The following is a 22,816-nucleotide window of genomic DNA, read 5'->3' as shown; positions in this document are numbered from 1 at the left end:
GCTGTTACCGCGAAGGTGTCGGACAATCGACAGGTATTGTCGGATTTGTCGAGACCGCCACAGGGGGATGAGCTCAAGTTCCCTGTGAACTGGCATGTAAGTCGGTTTCCGAGCGCTTCGAGCAATTGGCACGACTTTTGAGCTCTTTTTTGGCGGGGCGAAGACGCCCAACCGACAGGATGCGCAACCAGGGGGCAAGACATGCACCAGCGCGAGCAACCTTCGCCGGAGAGAATCCGGCGGGCACGCGAAGACAGCCCAACAATCCGCGACCGCGATCTCGCCGCCCAATTGGGCATTTCGGAAGCGGAGCTTTTCGCGGCACATTGCGGTTTTGGCACAGTGCGCATCCAGCCACGCGTTAATGATATACTGACCGGTCTCGAGGCGGTCGGCGAGGTGATGGCGCTGACCCGCAATGCCAGTGCCGTGCATGAGAAGATAGGCATGTACGATAAGGTGTTCACCGGAAAGCATCACGCCATGGTGCTCGGCAAGGACATTGATTTGCGCGTCTTCCCGAACGTGTGGGCGCACGGCTTTGCCGTCGAGACACGCGATGGCGGGGAGATCCACCGCAGCCTGCAATTCTTCGACGCCGCAGGCGAGGCAGTGCACAAGGTGCATCTGAGGTCGTCCTCCAACCTCTATGCGTATCAAAAACTGACAGACGAGCTCCAATCCCCGAACCAGGAGCCGATCGTGTGGGTTAAGGGGAGGTCAGCCGAAAATGTCGCAAAGATTCCGGACCAAGCCGCTACAGTCGACGACCTGCGGGAGCACTGGAGCCGGCTGACCGACGTGCACCAGTTCTTCGGCATGCTCAAGGCCCTGAACCTCAGCCGCCGCCAGGCGGTGCGCATGGTCGGCCAGGATTACGCCTGGCTGCTTGACAATGCTGCCGTTGGCGCCATGTTCCATCGTGCGGCCGAGGACGAGATGCCGATCATGTGCTTCGTCGGCAATCGTGGCTGCATCCAGATTCATTCCGGTCCTATCAAGTCGGTCAAGCAGATCGGGCCTTGCATCAATGTGCTCGACGAGACTTTCCACCTGCATCTCAGGGCCCACCACATCCGTGAGGTTTGGGCCGTGCGCAAGCCGACCAGGGACGGTCACGTCACGTCACTCGAAGCCTATGGCGCCAACGGCAAGATGATCATCCAGTTCTTCGGGACGCGCAAGGAAGGCGAACCCGAGCGCCACGACTGGCGGCTACTGGCCGAGAACCTGCCGCGCATTCCCCGTTCAACCGCCGCTTGAGGTGAGGCCGATGCATATCGATTCCCGTTTCGCTCGGCATGCGCCGCTACTCTGGATTTTGCCGACCACCGCTTTGCCTGCCGAGGCCAACGAGGGGACAGCTGCCTTTTTGCGGCCCGCCGAGGATCACCTCGATCGGAGACGCCATTCCCGAGGGCCATCGCGCTTGGCGAGGATCGCCATCATTGATCCCGTTGCGATGAGCCGCAACCGGAACTCCGCGGTAAAGCTGCTCAATGCAGGCAAATGCGTCAGCTGCCCAGACGGGTGTGTTGTCGGTCAATTGTCCAACATCCCAGATGTACGGCAGCGGGCGGGAGGAATTGCTCGAAGTGAAGTCGATTGGTCCCTCCGTCAAGTTTCCAGAGGACGGCCTCCACAAAGGCATCTCGAATGATCCTTCGCCGGCAAGAGCCCTCGGCGTCTCATGCCAAGCTCGAAAAGCTAGCGTCCGAGACGGATGCAAAGCTGAACACGCCCCAAAGCAGCCCGCATTATCAAAGAACGCTTAGCGCATCCTGTTCGCGCTATCGGCTCAGCGCGGCTAGATTCTTGCCAAGAGCAGCAACACAGCAGTCAACGGCCAGGTTGCCGATGCGACCAGTGCGGTCGAGGATTTCTCCGGCTACCAGCAGATGCCCGACACGGCGATCGCCATCGCCAGGCCGATGTGATCCTGACACAGAAGTATGTGGGGCTGCCGATCTCGGCAGTGAGCTATTTTGCGGGCGCCCTGATGGCCTCGGCGCCGGCGGACGTGGACCTTGTTCTTGCCATAGGCGCGGCTGATCGCGGCCCCGATCTCCGGCTCGCTCAGGCGCTCGACCGCATACAAATCATCTCGCGCAAGAGATCGGGATCCGGAGCCTTCTCCACGAGCGCGCAGGTTCACCATGTCGTCGGTCATCGATCGTCCTTCGAATTGGTTGGGTCAGCAACCCGACCTTACCGACGAAGTATCGATGACGACCGCAAAGCCGCTCGCTCGCTACAGCGCTTGTAGAGGGCGCGCTCGCGAGCGGCTTCGCTACCGCCGAGCTACACCCTCTCTCGCAGGTGACCTCGTTCGATACTTAGCCTCTTCACTCGGCTCGTCGTTAGCATTCTTTTCCGCAAACCTTGTCGTGTCTGGAACAGTCATGAATGTCGAAATTCGTACCAAGGTTAGCCTCAGAAGGGCCGCTACAACGGAGATATGAGCAGCGCCAATGGTGCGCTTACTCGGCACGCAACTTGCTCGATTTTGTCATCGGAGGCGTGTCGGCGGTGCGTCGCGGAGCCCAGCGGTGACGAACAGCCTTGCGATCTCAGCCGAGCGCGTAAACGCCTGAACGCAGGAGAACCAAATGGCGACCAACCCGGTTCCAGATCATGTCCCGCCGGAAATGGTGGGCGACTTCAGCCTCTTTTCGTCGCCAGGCATGGCTCCGGCGCCCAACGGCGACCCGCACGCAGCAGTCGCTTGCGTGCATGCCGGACCGCGAATCTTTTATTCGCCCTGGAACACGCGTACGGGGCAGGGTGCTTGGGTCATCACTCGCGCCGCAGATCAGCGCCGGGTGCTGCAGGAGACCGAAAACTTTTCCAGTCATCGCAACGTCTTCGCATCCGCGCTGGGCGAAGACTGGCCGACGATCCCGCTCGAACTCGATCCACCTTCCCATGGGGTCTTTCGCTCACTGCTCAATCCGCTGTTTTCGCCGAAGCGTGTAACGGAACTGGAGCCCGCCATCCGCGAGCGAGCGATAGCGCTTATCACGAGGATCGCCTCGTCGGGAACAAGCTGCGATGTCATGAAGGATTTCGCCTTTCCTTTCGCGGTCAGCATCTTCCTTCGCTTCATCGGACTGCCGGAGCACCGTCTTGAGACGTTTGTTGCCTGGGCGAAAGATCTGCTCCATGGCGATGATGTCAGACGGCCGGCGGCGGCTCGGACGATTGTAGCGTTCATAGACGAGCTGGCGGCGATGCGCCGCAAAAAGCCCGTCGACGATTTCATGAGCTTCATTGTGCAGGCGCAGGTCGAGGGCCGCGGGCTGACAGACCAGGAGGTCCGTGGCATTGGCGTGCTCGTTTTGGTGGCCGGGCTCGACACGGTCGCTACAGCCATAGGCTTTGACTTGGCCTACCTCGCGCGAAACCTGGAAGATCAGGAATTGCTCCGAAAAGAACCGGACCGGATAGTGCGCGCAGCCGAAGAACTGCTGCGCGCCTTTCCGACCGTCCATTTGATCCGCGTGGCACGGAAAGATATCGACTTCGAAGGCGCGCCGATCCGCAAGGGGGACTTTGTTTCCTGCGCCACCATGATTGCAAATCGTGACCCGGCGGAATTCGAATCTCCCAACACGGTCGACCTGACCCGAGAAGGCATCCGCCACGCCTCCTTTGGCTATGGTCCCCACCGTTGCCTTGGCTCACATCTCGCCCGGCGGGAAATTGTCATTGGCCTGGAGGAGTGGCTGGCGCGCCTGCCGCCCTTTCGGATCAAGGAGGGAACAGCACCCATCACCCATGGCGGCCAACTGTTCGGGATTGAAAATCTGATCCTGGAGTGGGGCTAAACCTAGCCCGGCCTGAAGCCGGGGCACAGACGTTGGAGGTCGCCTTGCGCATCATCGTTCACCAAGCCAGATGTCAGGGTCATGCGCAATGCGCGGCGCGAGCGCCGGCAGTCTTCAAGCTGGATGAGGCGGGTTACATCCTCCCCGGTGACATCGAGGTTGCGGACGGGGAGCAAGTGCTTGCGTCGGATGGGGTGCGATCCTGCCCCGAACTTGCGCTGGAAATCGACGATCCACCCGCTGCGCGAATCGTTTCGGAGGCCACCCTCAAACCGAAGACAGAGGTCCCGGAACACGTCAGAACCGCCGAATTTGCGACAGACCAGACGGGCCAAGCAAAAATTGTCGAACTGCTCGACCGCGAGGCGATCCGCGACTGCCTCTACCGGTATTGCCGCGGGACAGACCGCGCCGATGAGGCGGTGCTGCGCAGCGCGTATTGGCCCGACGCGCATGACAGCCACGGGGCGTATCGCGACTCGGCCGAGGGCTTCATTCGGTATGCGCTGGATGTCTTCAAGACCGGACCGCGCAACATCCATCAGATCACGAACATCCTGATCGAATTCATCAACGCGGCGGAGGCCACGGTCGAGAGCTATTTCACCGCGCTGCAACGCGGACCGGACAAAGACGGAGAAGTGCGTCAGATGTTTCTATGCGGGCGCTACTGCGATCTGTTTCAAAAGCGGGAAGGGGAGTGGCGGATTGCCGAACGGACCGTTGTCTATGACTGGCTCGAGGAGCAGATCCCATCGTCGGTGCTGGAGGCAGAACGGTTCGGCCCGCGACAGCCGATCGGAGCACCGTATCCGGACGATCCGGTCTACGCGCTCGGGAAGCGTCGCATTGCTTCTCGCGACAATGCCTTCCCAGCTTCGGAACCGCATCAGTGGGACTGCGGACTATGACAACTTTCCAACGCCACCGGGACAACCTGCAAGGTAAAGATGGCCGGAAGGGACCCCGCGACGGCGTGACCGCGACAGAGCTCTGCTCTGAAACCATGAGCGCACCGAGGACGCCGGTCTGCATCGATTTGCTGGGGCTTAGCAGAGCCGCTCATCGATCCTGAACCGGGGCAGATCGTGTTACAGACCCAGTTGGGAGATTTCGACCAGGGACAATGCTGCAAGACCGAATTGTGGTGAGACCAGACCATTCCCGCCATCAACAACGCGCTGGGTCATGCGCGGGTTGAGTTCGCAACGGGTTGTACTTCTCGCGGCTTCTTGGCCGTTCAGATGGCATAACGAACGTCCACCGGCCGCTCATGACCGGACCCTCTAGATGCCTCTGATGAGTAGCGCTTTCGTCACCCTGGACGGCTCCTGACGGGCTGCCCGAATATCTCACCTGCCGAGGGCTTTGCTTGCACGGGGTAATGCCGCTGCTGAAGGGGTCTGCTCGAGCGCGGTCCCTTCACCGAGTCTAACCCAGAGTGAAGTCATCGCGCTTGCGACGGTAGCGCGGTGACTTCGAAGGCGAGCTCAAGGCGTAGTCATGGCAGTCGGCCGGCCGGCCACTGCGTTGCGTTGAGCCCTCGCCGGCGCGTGCCCGAAATCTGACCCATGTGCTCGCGGCAGGGCCGCTGGATCACGAAACAACCAGGAGAACGGGAATGTCCGTCCATAAAGACGCATGTGTCGGCGCCGGCCAATGCCCCACCGTCGAGCCGGAGAGGGGGTTTGACGAGCATGTCCTCGCCTGCGTTCTCTCGTGTGCGCTCAAGGAGGTCGAGGCTGGCGAAGCGACAGCGACGGAGTCAACAGGGCTTTCCCTTGCCGAGCTGCGCGAGGTCCTGCCCCGGGGTTTGTCCGCAACCGCTATGGCGGCCTTAGCCTTGGAAGACGTCAGCGATCCTGAGCCGGGCATGGAGGAAGAACTTCTGCGCGGCCTGCTGCTGGCGCATGCCCGGCCGAGCGACCCGGCGAGCGCGCGCTTCGCTAAGATCGTCGCCCGGCGTGCCATGCGCGATGACCATCTTTGGCAGGATATAGGTCTTCTCAATCGGGCCGAGCTCAACCGCCTGCTTGCCACGCATTTTCCGATGCTTGCGGCCGGCAATACCCGAAACATGAAATGGAAGAAGTACTTTTACCGCAGACTCTGTGAGGCCGAAGGGTTTTCGCTATGTACTGCGCCCAATTGCCGGGAATGTAGCGATTTCGACAATTGCTTCGGCCCGGAGGAGGGCGAATGTGAAGAAGGCGTCACATTTGATTTAGAGGCCGCTTTTGGTCACGAGGCCTTGAGGCCTTGATCGCCGTCGCGCCACAAGCGCTTTTCCCGGCGGCGCTGTATGGAGGAGGGAATATTCATCGCCTCGCGATACTTGGTGACCGTGCGGCGAGCGAGATCTATGCCGCATTCCTTGAGCCGGTCAGCGATGTCATCGTCAGAAAGCATGTTGTCAAGCGATTCTTCGGCGACCATCGCTTTGATCTGATGGCGGACAGCTTCGGCGGAGTGCGCGTCACCGCCTTCACAGGAGGCGATCGCGACAGTGAAGAAATACTTGAGTTCGAACACGCCGCGTGGGGTAACCATGTACTTGTTCGAGGTCACCCGGCTTACAGTCGACTCATGCATGTTGATCGCGTCAGCGACCGTCCTGAGATTGAGGGGCCGTAGGTGGGCGACGCCATATTCCAGAAAGGCATCCTGCTGGCGCACGATTTCGGTGGCAACCTTAAGGATCGTCTTGGCGCGCTGATCGAGGCTGCGGATCAACCAGTTCGCGTTTTGCAAGCATTCATTGAGAAACGTCATGTCTTTCGATTTTTTGGCGGCTCGGCAGGAAACCTCCGTGACATAGCTTTGGTTGATCAGCACCTTGGGCAGCGTGTTCGGATCAAGTTCGATCTGCCATCCACCTCCTGGCGAGCGCAGGACCCATACGTCCGGTATAACGCATTCCGGCGTTCCCGACTGGAAAGTGTTTCCAGGCTTGGGGTCAAGCGCACGGATTTCCTGCAGCATGTCGAGAAGATCTTCTTCATCGACGCCGCAACGCTGCTTCAATGTCTGAAAATCGCGTCGCGCAAGCATCTCAAGGTTGGCAACCAAAACCGCCATCGCCGGGTCGAACCGGTTTCGCTCGCGCAACTGTATCTCGAGACATTCGCTGAGCGATCGTGCGAAAATTCCCGGTGGATCGAGGTGCTGCAAGACGCCCAGCACCCGTTCCACATGGGCCAGCCCGACGTTTAGGGTCTCAGCCAGGTCGGAAGGACTTACCCGAAGATAGCCAGTGTCATCCAGATGACCGGCAAGCTGATGAGCAATCAGCCGTTCGTGCGGTGTGAAGGCAGTGAGGGAGATCTGACGAGCGACATGGTCGTGCAACGTTTCGGCTAAGGCGACAAACTCCTCATATGCAGGACGCTCGCCCGGCGTGGTGTTCGTCGTGTTGGGCTGGGATTTCCCTTGCCTGGGCAGGTCCGGCGACCCTGCCCAGGTCGGTCCTTCAACCTCGCCAGACAGCCCTTCTTCGTTTGGCGCATGCTCCAGAAGCGGGTTTTTCTCGAGCTCCTGGTCCACGAACTGATGCAGTTCGGCATGCGTCAGTTGCAGCAGGCGAATCGACTCGATAAGTTGAGGCGATGCCGCAAGAGACTGTTTCTGAAGTAGGCTGAAGGACGATTTCATGGTCAGTTCGGTATCCTGTCAAAGAAGCTCTTGGCCGTGGCTAATTGGATCTCTCACAGGTCGACGCTTCTAAGCCGCGTCACGTTTGAACGACCTCACGGGACGCGCGCTCCAGAGCTTTGCGCTTTGCGCACAGTGTCGTCCAAAACGCAGTTGCGCATGGTCGATGTGCACAGGTCACGCAGCGTTCTTCAATGATTGAAGGACGTTCTGCGGGGATGAGACGCCATAGGGGTCGGTCTCGCAGTTGTGGGAGAAACCTTCCTCCTCAAACCACTGCTCCACCACGCCATTATTGAGCAGAGCCGCGTAGCGCCACGAGCGCATACCGAAGCCCAGATTGTCCTTGGCAACCAGCATGCCCATTTTGCGCGTGAACTCGCCAGACCCGTCCGGGATCAGCTCGATCTTCTGCAGCCCCAAGGACTTTCCCCATGCATTCATGACAAAGGCATCGTTGACCGAGAGGCAGTAGATCGCGTCAACTCCTTCTTTCTTGAAATCCTCGTAGAGATCTTCGAAATTGGGCAGTTGGTAGGTCGAGCAGGTCGGGGTGAAAGCGCCAGGCAGGGAGAACAGGACGACGCGCTTGCCGGCAAAGTAGTCGTCGGATGTTTTTTCTTCCCAGCGGTATGGATTTGGCCCCTGGATTGAATCATCGCGAACACGCGTGAGAAATGTGACGAATGGGACCTTCTTTTGACCGGTCATCAACTTGCTCCTTTTGAAGAAACTGGCGCACTGAATTTTACTGAGGCTGGCGCATACCGCGCTGGGGTGCTGCCGGGCGCGAGACAATGCCCACGCGGCTCCCGATCCTTTCCCGTTCGGGTGTATGGGAAAGGGCCCGGCTCCAGATGTTCGGATCTCCAAACCGGGCGATGCCAAGTGCTCAGCGAGGACAACCACCGCCGCCTTTGTCGATCGTTTAGAGCTTCGCGTGCCAGCCATGGTTCGGTATCCGCTTTCATCGTGTTCAAAGGGCTCTGAGCACGAGCAGCAAGAGGCATGCCATTTCCAATGAAGCTGCTTCTGCACCAACGTTTCCCTTTCGGACGACGTCTTTCGCCAGGCCGGATGCGCGCCATAGCCGTCGCGTGTTGTAGCGCGGATATTTACGCTTTCGCCGCGGCAAACGACGGACCACACAGCGCAAGCCATGCCAGGGCGCAGCCATGGGCCCCACCGCAGCGAGGTGGCACAGTGTGCGCCCTAGCGGTGTTCGCAGAGGCAGGACTGACGCGAACGCACGCCTGTGGCAGCAATTCATGCGGCCGCTCTACGGCGATCGCCATGATCCCCAATCGATGAGGATCGAATTCGGCTCGGCCCCGATAATGGTATGCTTGGCGTTCCAACTGGCTTCGCCGGGCGCGTCGATCGAAACCTCTGTGTCGGAAACGGAACTAGAATTGTCGCAAGGCCGACCGAACGGTCGGCAAGAAGCGCCGCTGTTTAGCGCGAAGCGGCAGAACGCAACGGAGCGCCGACGGGCACGCAAATTGCTTTAATGATCTTGTCGGTGGGACGTCCGCGAATTCGAGGAGAGCCTCGGCTGCCCCTAACGACCCTTGATGCAGAAGCGCATTTTTCTTCCGCTCAACTCGACTCGCAAAAAGGATCTGCTATGACCGATATCGATCGCTTTGCCTGGCTGGCACTCAATCGGCATTTCAAAACCGATGATTTGACAGGTCTCGCTAGCTCGCGCCGAAAGTTTGCTGCCCATTTGCTGCCGGACGTTCAAACTGTCATTGAAGAGCAGATTGCGCCCTTATCTCCCAAACTCGTCGGCGTCCACCAGCGGCACGAGTTCGATGCCATGAAGCTATCGGACATGGTCATTCGCGAGGGTGGAACCGTCGTTGCGCTGACACCCTTGCAATATCAGGACACCGATATCGGCGAAGACGTGCCCTACGCGTCACTGCACAATGGCCTGTGGTTATTCCTTATCGGCGAAGAGCCTGTCGCGGTCCTCATGTCGCAGTTTTTTGACCGCTGGGGCGGCCGAACAGTTCAAGTGGAAATCGCTTATCTGCCTGGCGAGCAGGCCTGTGCCTTCTCGCGTGGATTTCTTTGCAAAATCCAGGCGGCAGGCGAAAGCTCGCGATACTACCGCAACAAGGTTCTCTCTTTTGAATACGATGCACGCAACTCCGGGATGCCGGGAGCGATGCGGGTTCATCGCCTTCCTGCCGTACCCCGGAACGACGTAGTGCTTTCGGAAGCAACTATGGCGCGTCTTGATGCCAACATCTTCGACCTTGATCGACACCGAGAGGGGTTGAAGCGCCTCGGCCAACACGCGCAAAAGGGTATTCTGCTTTATGGTCCCCCTGGTACAGGCAAGACACACGTCATCCGTTATGTTTCTGCCAACCTGCCCGGACGCACTACCGTTCTGGTTACGGCTGAGCAGACAGCGGCGATTGGGTTCTACATCGCGTTGGCCCGCACCCTTCAGCCGAGCATCGTCGTGCTCGAGGACGTCGACTTGGTGGGTCGGTCGCGAGAAAACGTATATAGCCCGAAAGCCGAACGTCTGCTCAACCGTCTGTTGAACGAAATGGATGGTCTTGAACCAAATGCAGATATCCTCTTCCTCCTGACGACGAACCGGCCGGAGGACATTGAGGACGCGCTCGCCTCGCGCCCAGGCCGCGTCGACGAAGCAATTGAGATCCCGCTTCCCGACGCCGGCTGCCGCGAGCGGCTGATCGCGCTTTATGGTCGTGCGCTCGTCTTCGAAAACGGAGCGGTGGCGGACGCCGTCGCGCGCTCGGAGAACAGCAGCGCGGCCTATATCAAGGAAATGGTCCGCCGTTTGGCTCAACGGAGCCTGGCACGGGATAGCAATGATGTCGTCTCGCGCGAGGATGTGGAGATGGTCTTCGGCGACACCCGAACATTGTCGAGCCGTCTCAATAGGCGCCTTGTCGGCCTCGGCGAGAAAACCTTAAAAAGACAAGGAGCCGAAGAAGATGAGAGTGGCTGCTGTGGCTAATGTTCTGCGGCCAGAGTTCGCCTTGCGCTGATTTCCAATGCTGAGCTCTTGCACGGCGCCGAAGGCGCCGCATACGTGCGGCCTCTTTCGGGCCGTCATGCCCCCGCCAGGCCACCTTAGCGATCGTCCCTTATCGAGCACGTCGCTTCCATCTCGGCGCGAGTCCATTCCGACTCAGGTGGACCCCCGCCCGTGAGCCGACGGCCTCAATTCCGGCCGGGTGGGCTTGCCACCGGTCGCACCGAGGCGCAAGCGCTTCGTCCGCCGCTCTGCAGGTCCAGGAGGCGCTGAAACCCGATCGTTTGGGCCTTCAATTCTGTTTGGGCGGATCTTGAAGGTGATCTGGCACGGTGGCTATGCGCATGCCGGTTCACCACCGGGCTGAAGCTGGCCGCGATCACTGGGGCCCGCGCGGCATGCTGGTCGGATAATCCGCTGTCGCTGCGCCTCTCGCAGCCGGTTCAGTGATCTCCCGGGCCGGCCATCCGTCCAAAACGTCGGCTGCGCGACACCTTGTGTGTCGGATTTGTCAGGTCCGCGCCAACAGGCTCGGCGACCCAAGTCTGTGTTTGCCGCAGGCTGTAGCTCGATCCGCCAGATTGGCACGAGCTTTGCTCCCTCGGGGCGAGACCACGGCAGGAGCCGACGGGCCCTCCTATCGCGGGTCCCGCGATGGATACAACCAACGAAGGAATCCACCATGGCACTGCCGCACCGCATCTTCGAGAGCGGGTCACGAGATGGGTGGGCTGCAGCTCGGTTGGTCGGCATCGACCTTGCCCGCGGCTTGGCTGTCTTCGGCATGTATGCCGTCCATGTGGGTCCCGGCAGGGGCGAAGGACTGGTCGGTCACATGATGGCCTTCCCCTTTGGGCGCTCGTCCGTCCTGTTTGCCGTATTAACGGGTTTTTCGCTCATCCTGATTACCGGCCGCAACCCGCCGAAATCGGCGCTAGCCGGTAGACATGCCATTGCCAAGGTTGCAATTCGCGCCCTTATTCTGATCGCGCTTGGCGAAATCCTGACCTATGTCAAGGCGCCGGTCTCCGTCATTCTGGCATACTACGGAGTCTGCTTCCTGTTGGTCCTGCCGCTATATCGGCTAAGCGCACAGCGGCTCGGGTTGATCGCGGCGGTGGCAGCATTGGTTCTCCCGCAGGTGCGTTTCCTCCTTCTCAAAACGTTTGGCTCCGGGAGCTCGGACCCCGAGCTGTTCACCCTCCTGGTCAGCGGCACCTATCCCGCCTTGACCTGGGTTCCTTTGCTGATCGCAGGCATGGCCATTGCGCGCTTTGACCTTCGCACGCGCGCAATGCATTTGCGCCTTGGTGTAGCCGGCGTCGCGCTGGCCGTGTTGGGCTTTGGGGGATCCTCGCTCGCGCTGCATTTAATGCCTGGTGTAAGCGCCGAGTTGGCCGATTTGCAGGAACTTTGGTGGTGGCGGGACTTGGACGATCTCACAGCGAGTTGGCTATGGATTGCCTCGCCTCATAGCGAGACGACGTTTTGGATTTTTGGCAGCGCCGGTTGCGCAATGATCATCGTGGCGGCTTGCTCGCTTGCTATGGATGCGCTCCCGTTCGTGCGAAAGCTGGTCTCGCCGATAATCGCGGTCGGCTCGATGCCTTTGACGGCCTATCTTCTGCATATTCAGGGAATATATATGCTTGGAGAACCTCACTCGCTGTCCGCGCTCTTTGGCTTGATCGTGGTTGTAAGCGCTTTCGCGGTGCTTTGGCTGCGCTTCTTCCAGCGAGGACCGATCGAAGCGCTGATGGGTTGGATCGCAGATCGAGCGACGCGACGTCCGCTGAGCATCACGTCGGCCCGACTTTCGGATCGACAGTGACGCCCGCCAAAGAACGCGACTGACCGATGGGCCGACATACGACAACTAAAATATCGCGCCTGCTCGGTGCCATGGTGGTGGCTATCGCCGCCTTGGAACCATTGGCCCGCGCGCCGCTTTGAGGATACGAAATCCGAGTATCCTGGCGCAGTGTGCGCGGTGTGTTTGATTGCATCGCCAAAGTCCTTTCTTCGGATTGAGCGAAGCCCTGTCGATCTCCACGATAGGAGGCTGTCAACCTAGCGAATACGCCCGTTCCGCCGCTGAAGACGAACTCGCATTGAGATCAGGCGGCGCCATGCGCGCAAGTGCTTGCCAAAGCCGTCGCTGTCGGTTGACCGTGCCGTGTCGTTGGCTTGGTAGAGCCTGCGGATGGGCCACCGATGTGCCGTATGGCATTCGCTTGCCTTCTTTTCGAGGAAGTCTTTCGATATGAAACTGGTTAGTCGCTCTCGAAGAGAGATAGTCGCACGAGCTGAGAGCGAGTTGACGCTCCGCAAGTTGGATCCGGCGGGGCAACGCGCATTCTGCGCGCGCTTTTCTGTCACGGCCTGCTCGAATTTCTGGGCCTTCGGCACTCGCGCAGCTCATCGCGGGTTCGACTTGAGTTTCGGATCGTGCAGGCGTGCTGTCGGGAACCGCCTCTCAGCGACTGTTGCGCGCGATAAGGGTGGCGGGCGCAACGGTCGAACTACGGGCCGGCCCGGCGTTTTTCATGGCGGGGTTTTAAATCGAGACCAGAACGAGGCGACGCCTCAAGAACGGCACCTGCCAGCCATCCAAGCGCGACCCGCGCTCGCCCGGGCTGCGTAACCAACTCCGCCCGGGCGAACGCTGATGCACTTCCTGTAGCCGCGAACGGTGAAGCCGGCGAGGCGAGGCGCCCGGCACTGGTCGGGCCCCAAGCGGAGGCAGTAGCAGCGAACTCCACGCGGCCTATCCGATAGGCGAGACGAAGCCCTGAACCGACAAGATAGTCGTGGGCAGGATCGCGCCGCACGGCTGGTGCGATTGCATTGAGGGCTGAGCTGAAGGTCTCTCCCGTCAGGAGGTGTAGGTTGCGGCTTTCGGGCCGAATAGGAACACCGTGAGGGCTGCGAGGAACGTGGCAACTGCGCTGTAGGCAAACACACTGGCGACGCCGACACTGTTCACAAGCAAACCGCCGAAGATCGCGCCGGCTGCGATGGCAATCTGGAACGTTGAGGTCATCAGCACACCGGCGCTTTCGGCCTGCTCGGGAACGGCGCGCAGCACCATCCAAGTCTGTACCCCCACCGGCACCGCACCGAAGCCAAAGCTCCATACAGCAACCGCAATGGCCGAGGCGGAGGCCGATGCTCCAGGCATCAGCAACGAGACAGCGGCTATCGCCATGAGCAGGGGCGGCAGCGCCGCGACTGCCTTGAGGCTGTGTTTCGCCAGGAATGCGCCGGCTAAATTGCCGAAGAAGCCGCATACCCCGGAAACGAGCAACAGCAATGAGATCGTCTCGATTCGGAGGGCGGGAATCTCCTCGAGGTAGGCCCGGACATAGGTGAAGCTGGCGAAGTGCCCAGAAGCGACCAGCAGTACGACCAAAAGCGCGACCCTGATGGGTGGCTTCTTGATCACATTCAGCAGACCGCGGAGTCCAGCCATTTCAACCGGCGGCAACGTCGGAAGGGTTACGAGTTGCACCAGCAATGTAACGGAATTGACGGCTGCGGCGATCATAAAGGTGGCTCGCCATCCCCAGATGTCGCCTACATAGGCGCCGATTGGTGGCGCGCAAACGATAGCGACCGAAACGCCGGTGAGGATGATTGATAGGGCGCGCGGCAGGAGGTGATTTGGAACCAGCCGAATCGCCAGCGATGCCGAAATTGACCAGAAGCCTCCAAGCGCAATGCCGAGCACGACGCGTGCCGCTAGGAAAACCGGCAGCGACCACGCGAGCTCAGCCAGAACGTTGGACAGGATCTGAAGCAGCATCATCGCCCACAGGACGATCCTGCGGTCCAGGCGCTTTGTTATGAAGGCGATCGTCGGCGCAGAGATCGCCGCAGCAATCGCCGTCGCTGTCATCGTCTGTCCAGCCGCACCCTCTGTGACATGCAGATCATGCGCGAGGGGCGTCAGCACGCTGGCAGGCAAAAGCTCTGCCGCCACCAGCCCGAACGTGCCCAGGGCAAGCGATATGACCGCGCCCCATGCGGGACGAGACCGTTGATCCGGCTTTTCTGGGCCGTGCAGAAAAGTCTCCATGAAGCCTGTCGCGGATTCGGTCATGAATAAGCTCGCCAGCTTGGGTGCAACTGCAACATGGGTTGGCTGCATTGACCCGCATTCATGCCAGGACGCCGTTGCCGGCGGCGTCGCACGAAGGGAATGTTCATCGCTGCCCGACATGTTGTGACAGCGCCGCTTGCAATATCAGTGCCGGTTCTCCGAGCCGGACGAGGATGTGATCGTCGGCAGTCATCGCATCAGGCATGTTCCATGCCGACTTCGCGGGGGCCAGTCTCGAACCAGCCATGCGCAACCAGCTACCGAGCACGCACGTCTGATGTCCCGCGGCGGAGGCGCGCAAGCCGGTCGCTTTGGCGCTGCCCGTATGCAGCCAAAGGTCGGCTCTAGCTCAAGGGCCCGAGTTCTTCCGGTGTCGGTCTCGAAGCTGACGCCTTGTGTCGGACATTGTCGGGTCCGCTACAGGGCTTGTTCCGACAATCACTTGTCTGGCAGCAAACACTTGTTGAAGCTCAGGCTAACTCGCGGGACACAAACGAAAAAATCCCTGTTCGTTATCAGCAAGTCTACTTGGCACGACTCTTGAGACCCTTTCGGTGTGAGGCTGCAAAAGCTGCCCATCGGCATTCATATTGCGGCCAGCCGCGACGGATGGAACGAAGGAAGGAAATCTATAATGTCAGGTCTGCGTCAGATCGCCTTTTACGGAAAGGGCGGCATCGGCAAGTCCACCACCTCCCAAAACACGCTCGCCGCCCTGGTCGACCTCGGGCAGAGAATCCTCATCGTCGGCTGCGACCCCAAAGCCGACTCCACCCGCCTGATCCTGAACTCGAAGGCTCAGGATACTGTCCTGCATCTGGCGGCACAGGAAGGTTCGGTGGAAGATCTCGAGCTGCAGGACGTGCTCAAGATTGGCTACAGAGGCATCAAGTGCGTGGAGTCCGGCGGCCCGGAGCCGGGTGTTGGCTGCGCCGGCCGAGGCGTCATCACATCAATCAACTTCCTCGAAGAGAACGGCGCCTATGACGATGTCGACTATGTCTCCTATGATGTGCTCGGCGACGTGGTTTGCGGCGGTTTCGCGATGCCGATTCGCGAGGGCAAGGCGCAGGAAATCTACATCGTTATGTCCGGGGAGATGATGGCGCTCTATGCGGCCAACAACATCGCCAAGGGCATCCTGAAATATGCCCATTCGGGGGGCGTGCGGCTCGGAGGCCTGATCTGCAACGAACGTCAAACCGACCGTGAGCTCGACCTCGCTGAGGCCCTGGCTTCCAGGCTCAACTCCAAGCTCATCCATTTCGTGCCGCGCGACAACATCGTCCAGCACGCCGAGCTCAGGAAGATGTCAGTTATCCAGTATGCGCCGGATTCCAAGCAGGCCGGAGAGTATCGCGCGCTGGCCGAGAAGATCCATGCCAATTCTGGCCAGGGCACCATCCCGACGCCGATCACCATGGAGGAGCTCGAGGACATGCTGCTCGACTTCGGCATCATGAAGACCGACGAGCAGATGCTTGCCGAGCTTCAGGCCAAGGAAGCGGCCAAGGCGGCCGCCCAGTAACGACCGATATTGGTCGCCTCTCGAGTTGGGGCGCCTTGCAAAGAACGGCGCTTCATCGGTGAGGCGTCATCAGACACCTTGAAAGGGGTCCCATGAGCCTGGAATACGAGAATGATGGTGCTCTCCATGCGAAGCTTATCGAGGAGGTGCTATCGCAATATCCCGACAAGGCGGCGAAGCGCCGCAAAAAACACCTCAACATCGCAAAGAGCGGGGATGAGGCTGGCGGGGAAAGTGAGATCCTTTCCGAATGCGACGTCAAATCGAACATCAAGTCCATCCCCGGGGTGATGACAATCCGCGGCTGCGCCTACGCCGGCTCAAAGGGCGTGGTCTGGGGCCCAGTCAAGGATATGGTCCATATCTCGCACGGCCCCGTCGGTTGCGGCCAATATTCCTGGTCACAGCGACGCAATTACTATGTGGGCACAACGGGCATCGACACTTTCGGGACAATGCAGTTCACCTCCGATTTCCAGGAGAAAGACATTGTCTTCGGCGGTGACAAGAAACTGGAACAGATCATCGACGAGATCGAGATGCTGTTTCCGCTGAACAACGGCATCACCGTGCAATCCGAATGCCCGATCGGTCTCATTGGTGATGACACCGAGGCAGTTTCTCGCAAGAAAGCCAAGGAGTACGAAAAGACTATCGTGCCGGTGCGCTGCGAGGGGTTCCGCGGCGTCTCGCAATCACTCGGCCACCACATCGCCAATGACGCGATCCGCGACTGGGTCTTCGACAAGAAGGACGTCGAGTTCGAGGCCGGTGCTTACGACGTTAACGTCATCGGAGACTACAATATTGGCGGCGACGCCTGGGCCTCGCGCATCTTGCTTGAGGAGATAGGCTTGCGCGTGGTCGGCAACTGGTCGGGCGACGCAACACTGGCCGAGATTGAGCGCGCGCCAAAGGCCAAGCTCAATCTCATCCACTGCTACCGCTCGATGAACTACATCTGCCGGCATATGGAGGAAAAGTATGGCGTCGCCTGGATGGAGTACAATTTCTTCGGACCGTCCCAGATCGAGACCTCTCTGCGCAACATAGCCAAGCATTTCGGGCCGGAAATCGAGGAGAAAACCGAGAAGGTGATCGCCAAGTACAGACCGCTTGTTGACGCCGTCATCTCCAAGTACCGGCCGCGTCTCGAAGGCAATACCGTCATGCTATACGTCGGTGGCCTGCGCCCCCGCCACGTCATCACAGCTTACGAGGACCTCGGCATGGTGATCGTCGGCACCGGCTACGAGTTCGGCCACAACGATGACTATCAGCGCACCGGTCATTACGTAAAGAACGGCACGCTGATCTATGACGACGTTACCGGCTACGAGTTGGAGAAGTTCATCGAGGGAGTTCGCCCCAACCTCGTGGGCTCTGGCATCAAGGAAAAATACCCGGTGCAGAAGATGGGTATTCCGTTCCGTCAGATGCACTCCTGGGACTATTCGGGACCTTATCACGGCTATGACGGCTTTGCCATTTTCGCGCGTGACGTGGATCTTGCCATCAACAATCCGGTCTGGGATCTCTACCAGGCCCCTTGGAAAGAAAGCCCGCCCAGTGGGCGGGCGATAGCTGCCGAATAGACGCCCTGTCCTGGCCTAGTCTCCCCAGAGAGACCACGAACCCCGCGGGCTTGTGACCCCGGGAAACCGGAAACGTCTTGACGTACTGAGCTGCCGAATGGCGCGGCCAGATTAAACAGAGGAATACCAATGCCGCAGTCGGCCGAAAAGATTCTTGACCACGCTCCCCTGTTCCGCGAGCCGGAATACAGGCAGATGCTCGCCGAGAAGAAGCTGAATTTCGAATGTCCGCACCCGGATCAGATCGTTACCGATCAAGGCGAATTCAGCAAGACCTGGGAATACCGCGAAAAGAACCTCTCCCGGGAAGCGCTTGTGATAAATCCCGCCAAGGCCTGCCAGCCGCTCGGCGCGGTGTTCGCGGCCGCGGGCTTCGAGCGGACCATGTCCTTCGTCCACGGCAGCCAGGGCTGCGTGGCCTATTACCGCTCGCACCTGTCGCGCCATTTCAAGGAACCTGCTTCGGCGGTTTCCTCCTCGATGACCGAGGACGCGGCAGTGTTCGGCGGCCTGAAGAACCTGGTCGACGGGCTCGCCAACACCTACCAGCTTTACGATCCCAAGATGATCGCAGTTTCGACGACCTGTATGGCGGAGGTCATTGGCGACGACTTGCACAGTTTCATCGAGAACGCCAAAGACGAAAACTCAGTCCCACGCGACTTTGACGTGCCCTTTGCCCACACACCAGCCTTCGTCGGTAGCCATGTCGACGGCTATGATGGCATGCTGAAAGGCATTCTGGAGCACTTCTGGAAGGGCCAGCAGCGCACGGAAACCAAGGGAACCATCAACGTCATTCCGGGCTTCGACGGCTTCTGCGTTGGCAACAACCGGGAACTCAAACGCCTGCTCGGTGTGATGGGTGTGTCCTACACCTTCATCCAGGACGCGTCTGACCAGTTCGACACGCCATCGGACGGGGAATACCGCATGTATGACGGCGGCACGAAGATCGAAGAGGTGAAGGGGGCACTCGACGCCGAGGCGACGGTTTCACTGCAGTACTACAACACCCGAAAAACCCTCGACTACTGCGGGCAAGTCGGGCAGGCCACGGCTTCATTCCATTATCCGCTCGGCGTCCAGGCGACTGACGAATTGCTGATGAAGGTCTCGGCGCTTTCCGGGAAAGAAATCCCCGAAGCAATCCGGCTGGAGCGCGGCCGACTGATTGATGCTATGGCGGACAGCCAGTCCTGGCTGCATGGCAAGAAATACGCCATCTACGGCGACCCGGACTTCGTATACGCCATGGCCCGCTTCGTCATGGAAACGGGCGGCGAGCCGACACATTGCCTCGCCACCAACGGCACCTCGGCATGGGAAGCCGAGTTGAAGGAACTGCTTGCATCCTCGCCTTTCGGCAAGGACGCTCAGGTCTGGGCGGGCAAAGACCTTTGGGCTATGCGGTCGCTGCTCTTCACCGAGCCAGTGGACCTGCTGATCGGCAATTCCTATGGCAAGTATCTGGAGCGCGACACCGGCACGCCGCTGATCAGGCTGACGTTTCCGATCTTCGACCGGCACCACCACCATCGCTTTGCGCTCATGGGCTACCAGGGCGGGTTACGCGTGCTGACGACGATCCTCGACAAGATCTTCGACAAGCTCGATCGCGAGACGAGCCAGACCGGCGTGACGGACTATTCCTATGACCTCACCCGCTAGAAGACACGGCCGGCCTTTCGCCCAGGCGGTTTGTTGCCGAATTGGCTTTGGGGACTGACGCGATGAACTCGCTCAGTGCCAAGATCCAGGACGTTTTCGACGAGCCCGCGTGCGACAAGAACCGTGGAAAGGATGCCAAGGCGCGCAAGCAGGGCTGCGCAAGGCCGCTGACGCCAGGAGCGGCAGCGGGCGGTTGCGCCTTTGACGGGGCCAAGATCGTCCTGCAGCCGATCACTGACGTTGCGCACCTGGTCCATGCGCCGCTCGCCTGCGAGGGCAATTCTTGGGACAACCGCGGTGCAGCTTCGTCTGGGCCCAGCTTATGGCGCACAAGCTTCACGACCGACCTTACCGAACTCGAGGTGGTGATGGGGCAGGGCGAGCGGAAGCTCTTCAAGGCGATCCGCGAAATCAAGGAAGCGTATGCGCCGCCGGCAGTCTTTGTCTATTCGACCTGCGTGACGGCGCTCATCGGCGATGATATCGAGGCCGTCTGCAAACGCGCCGCCGAAAAATTCGGCTTGGCCGTGGTCCCGGTCAATGCGCCGGGCCTGGCCGGCTCCAAGAACCTCGGCAACAAGCTCGCCGCCGAGGCGTTGCTCGACCATGTCATCGGCACGGTGGAACCCGACGACGCCGGGCCGTACGACATCAACATCCTTGGTGAATTCAACCTTTCCGGCGAATTCTGGCTGATAAAGCCGCTCCTCGATCGGCTCGGGATCCGGGTTCGCGCCTGCATTCCGGGCGACGCTCGCTATCTCGACATTGCCTCTGCGCACCGCGCCCGGGCGGCTATGGTGGTCTGCTCGACGGCCCTCATCAACCTAGCCCGCAAGATGGACGAGCGCTGGGACATCCCTTTCTTCGAAGGCTCCTTCTACGGGATTTCAGACACTTCGGAAGCACTTCGCAAAATTGCTGAGCTGCTGGTGCGGAAGGGTGCAGATCGGGAGATCCTCGACCGCACAGAGACGCTGATCGCTGAGCAGGAGGCGATTGCATCGAAGAAGCTCGAAGCCTACCGGCGGCGGCTGCAAGGCAAGCGCGTGCTGCTCAACACGGGTGGCGTGAAGTCCTGGTCGGTCGTCCATGCGCTGATGGAGATCGGCATGGAGATCGTGGGCACCTCGGTCAAGAAATCCACGGTCGAAGACAAGGAGCGCATCAAACAGATCCTAAAGGACGACAACCACATGTTCGAGCAGATGGCAGCGCGCGACCTTTACGCCATGCTCTCAGAAGGCAAGGCCGATATCATGCTGTCGGGTGGGCGCACGCAATTAGTCGCGCTCAAGGCCAAGACGCCCTGGCTCGACATCAACCAGGAGCGCCAACACCCTTACGCCGGTTACGACGGCATGGTGGAACTCGTACGCCAGATCGACCTCGCCATTCACAACCCGATCTGGTGCCAGGTGCGGGACCGGGCCCCGTGGGATTGCCAGCCTGGTGTGAAGGACGAACAGCCGAGGACGAAGAACGAGACCGCGACGGTGCACTCTGCCCAGGAATTCGCCGGCACGACGCCGACTATTTCGGCTGGTGTTGAGGAAATCCGATGAGCCGCGTCGTTTCCCAGACCAAATCAGCTTCGGTCAATCCGCTGAAATCATCACAGCCGCTGGGTTCCGCCTTGGCCTTCCTCGGAGTCGAGGGCGCGGTGCCGCTGCTCCACGGCAGCCAGGGCTGCACCAGTTTCGCGCTCGTGCTCTTGGTGCGGCATTTTAAGGAAACGATCTCCTTACAGACCACCGCGATGGATGAAGTGGCTACCATCCTCGGGGGGGCGGACAATCTGGAAGAGGCGATCCTCAATCTCAAGACTCGCACGAAGCCAAAGCTGATCGGCGTCTGCACGACGGCCCTGGTGGAAACCCGTGGCGAGGATTCCGCAGGCGATATTGCGGACATCAGGCTGAAACGGGCGGAAGAACTCGCGGGTACTGAGATCGTGCTGGCCAACACGCCGGATTTCAGCGGCGCCCTCGAAGAGGGCTGGGCCAAGGCTGTCACCGCGATGATTGAAGGCATTACGCGGCCTGGCGAGCGGGCGCGCCAGTCAAAGAAGATCGCAATCCTACCCGGCTGGAACCTCACTGTGGCTGACATCGAGCATTTGCGCGAGATGGTTGAAAGCTTTGGGCTGCAGCCGGTGATTTTGCCGGACCTCTCAGGCTCGCTTGACGGTACTGTACCAGACCACTGGGTCCCGACCACTTATGGCGGTACGAGTGTCGAGGACATCCGTGAGTTCGGCACGGCCGAGCACTGCATCGCCATCGGCGAGCATATGCGCCGGCCGGCCGAGGTGCTGCACAAGGTGAGCGGCGTCCCTTACGTGCTGTTCGAGTCGCTGACCGGATTGAAGCGCGCCGATCAGTTCGTTTCCCTGCTGTCCACGATTTCTGGCGAGCCAGTGCCGGCAGGCGTGTGCCGTCGGCGGGCGCAATTGCAGGACGCGTTGCTCGACGGACATTTCCATTTCGGAGGCAAGAAAATTGCGATCGCTGCTGAACCAGAACAACTCTACCAATACGCAACCTTCTTCGTGGACATGGGCTCCGAAATCGCGGCGGCGGTCACGACGACCGATATGTCGGAAATTCTGGAAAAGGTACCAGCGGAGTCGATTCAGATCGGCGATCTCGGCGATTTGGAAACGCTTGCCGGCGGCGCTGATCTTCTGGTCACCCATTCACATGGACGCCAGGCGTCGCAGCGCCTTGGCATTCCGCTCATGCGCGTCGGCTTCCCCGTGTTCGACCGGCTCGGCAGCCAGCACAAGCTCTCAATCCTCTATCAAGGGACCCGTGATCTGGTTTTCGAGGTCGCCAACATGTTCCAAGCCGACCGGCATGCGCCGACGCCTGAGGAACTTGATCCATTCCGCAAGCGGGAAACGCCAGGTGGGCCCCGTTCGTCGCCTCTCACTCGTCACTGACGAGGTTCAAGGTCCGATGCGTGAACGACAAGCAGGCGCTTTGCGCGTGGCAATCGCAACCCAGGACATGAAGGAGCTCAATGCACATTTCGGGTCCGCCAAGCGCTTTGTCATCTACGATGTGACGCGCGAGGAATGGAACCTCCTGGAAGCCCTTGCCTTCGACGACGTCTCCGACGAAAGGGGGAAACATCGGACCGAGGGGGATGACCGCATCGCACCGAAGGTGGAAGCGCTGAAGGGCTGCCACCTCCTGTTTTGTCTGGCGATCGGCGGACCTTCGGCAGCCAAGCTTGTCTCGGCAAAAATCCATCCAATCAAGGTGCCGCAGCCACAACCCATCCAAGAGGTGCTGTTGCGCACGCAGACGATGCTGAGGACATGTCCTCCGCCCTGGCTGCGCAAGGTGCTGGCCGAAGCTGGTGTCGCCGGAGAGAAACCGTCCTTCGAGGACGAGGACTGAAACGAGGAAG

The 22,816-nt window shown here is 60.0% G+C and carries 16 protein-coding genes and 1 pseudogene; 13 read left to right on the top strand and 4 right to left on the bottom strand.

Features of this window, described 5'->3' with window-relative positions:
* Positions 1–201: 201 nt before the first annotated feature.
* Positions 202–1,263 (top strand): hemin-degrading factor, encoded by a 1,062-nt coding sequence (locus AC0L2M_RS18895; protein ID WP_473535570.1) that lies wholly within the window; start codon positions 202–204, stop codon positions 1,261–1,263.
* A gap of 625 nt (positions 1,264–1,888) precedes the next feature.
* Here AC0L2M_RS18895 and AC0L2M_RS18890 read toward each other — a convergent pair.
* Positions 1,889–2,170 (bottom strand): hypothetical protein, encoded by a 282-nt coding sequence (locus tag AC0L2M_RS18890; protein ID WP_473535569.1) that lies wholly within the window; start codon positions 2,168–2,170, stop codon positions 1,889–1,891.
* 439 nt (positions 2,171–2,609) lie between these two features.
* Here AC0L2M_RS18890 and AC0L2M_RS18885 point away from each other — a divergent pair, with 439 nt between their 5' ends.
* The 4 genes and pseudogenes from AC0L2M_RS18885 (at position 2,610) to AC0L2M_RS18870 (ending at position 6,090) form a co-directional block, all read left to right on the top strand.
* Entirely contained in the window at positions 2,610–3,827 is a 1,218-nt protein-coding gene (locus AC0L2M_RS18885; RefSeq protein ID WP_473535568.1) for a cytochrome P450, read from the top strand.
* A pseudogene (locus AC0L2M_RS18880) lies at positions 3,818–4,042 on the top strand (ferredoxin); the annotation flags it as partial. The gene AC0L2M_RS18885 and the pseudogene AC0L2M_RS18880, both read left to right, overlap by 10 nt.
* A gap of 126 nt (positions 4,043–4,168) precedes the next feature.
* Positions 4,169–4,738, top strand: a complete 570-nt coding sequence (locus AC0L2M_RS18875; RefSeq protein WP_473535667.1) for a nuclear transport factor 2 family protein — start codon at positions 4,169–4,171, stop codon at positions 4,736–4,738.
* Between the two features lie 710 nt (positions 4,739–5,448).
* The gene (locus AC0L2M_RS18870) at positions 5,449–6,090 is read left to right on the top strand and encodes a nitrogen fixation protein NifQ (RefSeq protein ID WP_473535567.1); all 642 of its coding nucleotides are present in this window, start codon (positions 5,449–5,451) and stop codon (positions 6,088–6,090) included.
* Here the strand turns inward: AC0L2M_RS18870 and rpoN are convergent.
* Positions 6,069–7,478: an RNA polymerase factor sigma-54 gene (gene rpoN / locus AC0L2M_RS18865; protein ID WP_473535566.1), complete on the bottom strand. Its 1,410-nt coding sequence runs from the start codon at positions 7,476–7,478 to the stop codon at positions 6,069–6,071. The two genes, AC0L2M_RS18870 and rpoN, sit on opposite strands and share 22 nt — an antisense overlap.
* A gap of 177 nt (positions 7,479–7,655) precedes the next feature.
* Complete coding sequence (locus AC0L2M_RS18860) at positions 7,656–8,189, bottom strand: redoxin family protein (protein WP_473535565.1); 534 nt, start codon at positions 8,187–8,189, stop codon at positions 7,656–7,658.
* Between the two features lie 916 nt (positions 8,190–9,105).
* Between AC0L2M_RS18860 and AC0L2M_RS18855 the strand changes: the two genes are divergently transcribed.
* Together AC0L2M_RS18855 and AC0L2M_RS18850 are read left to right on the top strand one after the other, a co-directional pair.
* On the top strand, positions 9,106–10,485 hold the full coding sequence (locus AC0L2M_RS18855; RefSeq protein WP_473535564.1) for an AAA family ATPase: 1,380 nt from the start codon (positions 9,106–9,108) through the stop codon (positions 10,483–10,485).
* A gap of 700 nt (positions 10,486–11,185) precedes the next feature.
* Entirely contained in the window at positions 11,186–12,334 is a 1,149-nt protein-coding gene (locus tag AC0L2M_RS18850) for a DUF418 domain-containing protein (RefSeq protein ID WP_473511898.1), read from the top strand.
* Between the two features lie 1,044 nt (positions 12,335–13,378).
* Here AC0L2M_RS18850 and AC0L2M_RS18845 read toward each other — a convergent pair.
* Positions 13,379–14,605 carry an MFS transporter gene (locus AC0L2M_RS18845; protein WP_473535563.1) on the bottom strand — a complete coding sequence of 409 codons (1,227 nt, stop codon included), beginning with the start codon at positions 14,603–14,605 and terminating at the stop codon, positions 13,379–13,381.
* Positions 14,606–15,239: 634 nt separating this feature from the next.
* Between AC0L2M_RS18845 and nifH the strand changes: the two genes are divergently transcribed.
* The 6 genes from nifH to nifX all read left to right on the top strand — a co-directional run bounded on the left by nifH (position 15,240) and on the right by nifX (position 22,806).
* Complete coding sequence (gene nifH, locus AC0L2M_RS18840) at positions 15,240–16,133, top strand: nitrogenase iron protein (RefSeq protein WP_065010720.1); 894 nt, start codon at positions 15,240–15,242, stop codon at positions 16,131–16,133.
* Positions 16,134–16,225: 92 nt separating this feature from the next.
* Positions 16,226–17,728: a nitrogenase molybdenum-iron protein alpha chain gene (gene nifD, locus AC0L2M_RS18835; protein ID WP_473535562.1), complete on the top strand. Its 1,503-nt coding sequence runs from the start codon at positions 16,226–16,228 to the stop codon at positions 17,726–17,728.
* 129 nt (positions 17,729–17,857) lie between these two features.
* Positions 17,858–19,399, top strand: a complete 1,542-nt coding sequence (gene nifK, locus AC0L2M_RS18830) for a nitrogenase molybdenum-iron protein subunit beta (RefSeq protein ID WP_473535561.1) — start codon at positions 17,858–17,860, stop codon at positions 19,397–19,399.
* 62 nt (positions 19,400–19,461) lie between these two features.
* On the top strand, positions 19,462–20,964 hold the full coding sequence (gene nifE / locus AC0L2M_RS18825) for a nitrogenase iron-molybdenum cofactor biosynthesis protein NifE (protein WP_473535560.1): 1,503 nt from the start codon (positions 19,462–19,464) through the stop codon (positions 20,962–20,964).
* A complete protein-coding gene (gene nifN / locus AC0L2M_RS18820; RefSeq protein WP_473535559.1) occupies positions 20,961–22,343 on the top strand; it encodes a nitrogenase iron-molybdenum cofactor biosynthesis protein NifN in 1,383 nt (460 codons plus the stop codon). Before nifE ends, nifN begins: the two co-directional genes overlap by 4 nt.
* Positions 22,309–22,806, top strand: a complete 498-nt coding sequence (gene nifX / locus AC0L2M_RS18815) for a nitrogen fixation protein NifX (RefSeq protein WP_163603092.1) — start codon at positions 22,309–22,311, stop codon at positions 22,804–22,806. The genes nifN and nifX overlap by 35 nt, the downstream gene beginning before the upstream one ends.
* The last annotated feature ends 10 nt before the right edge of the window (positions 22,807–22,816 follow it).

Source organism: Mesorhizobium sp. WSM4806, assembly GCF_055811635.1.
Note: the sequence above shows the minus strand (reverse complement) of the source record. Positions and strands in the feature narration are given on the sequence as shown.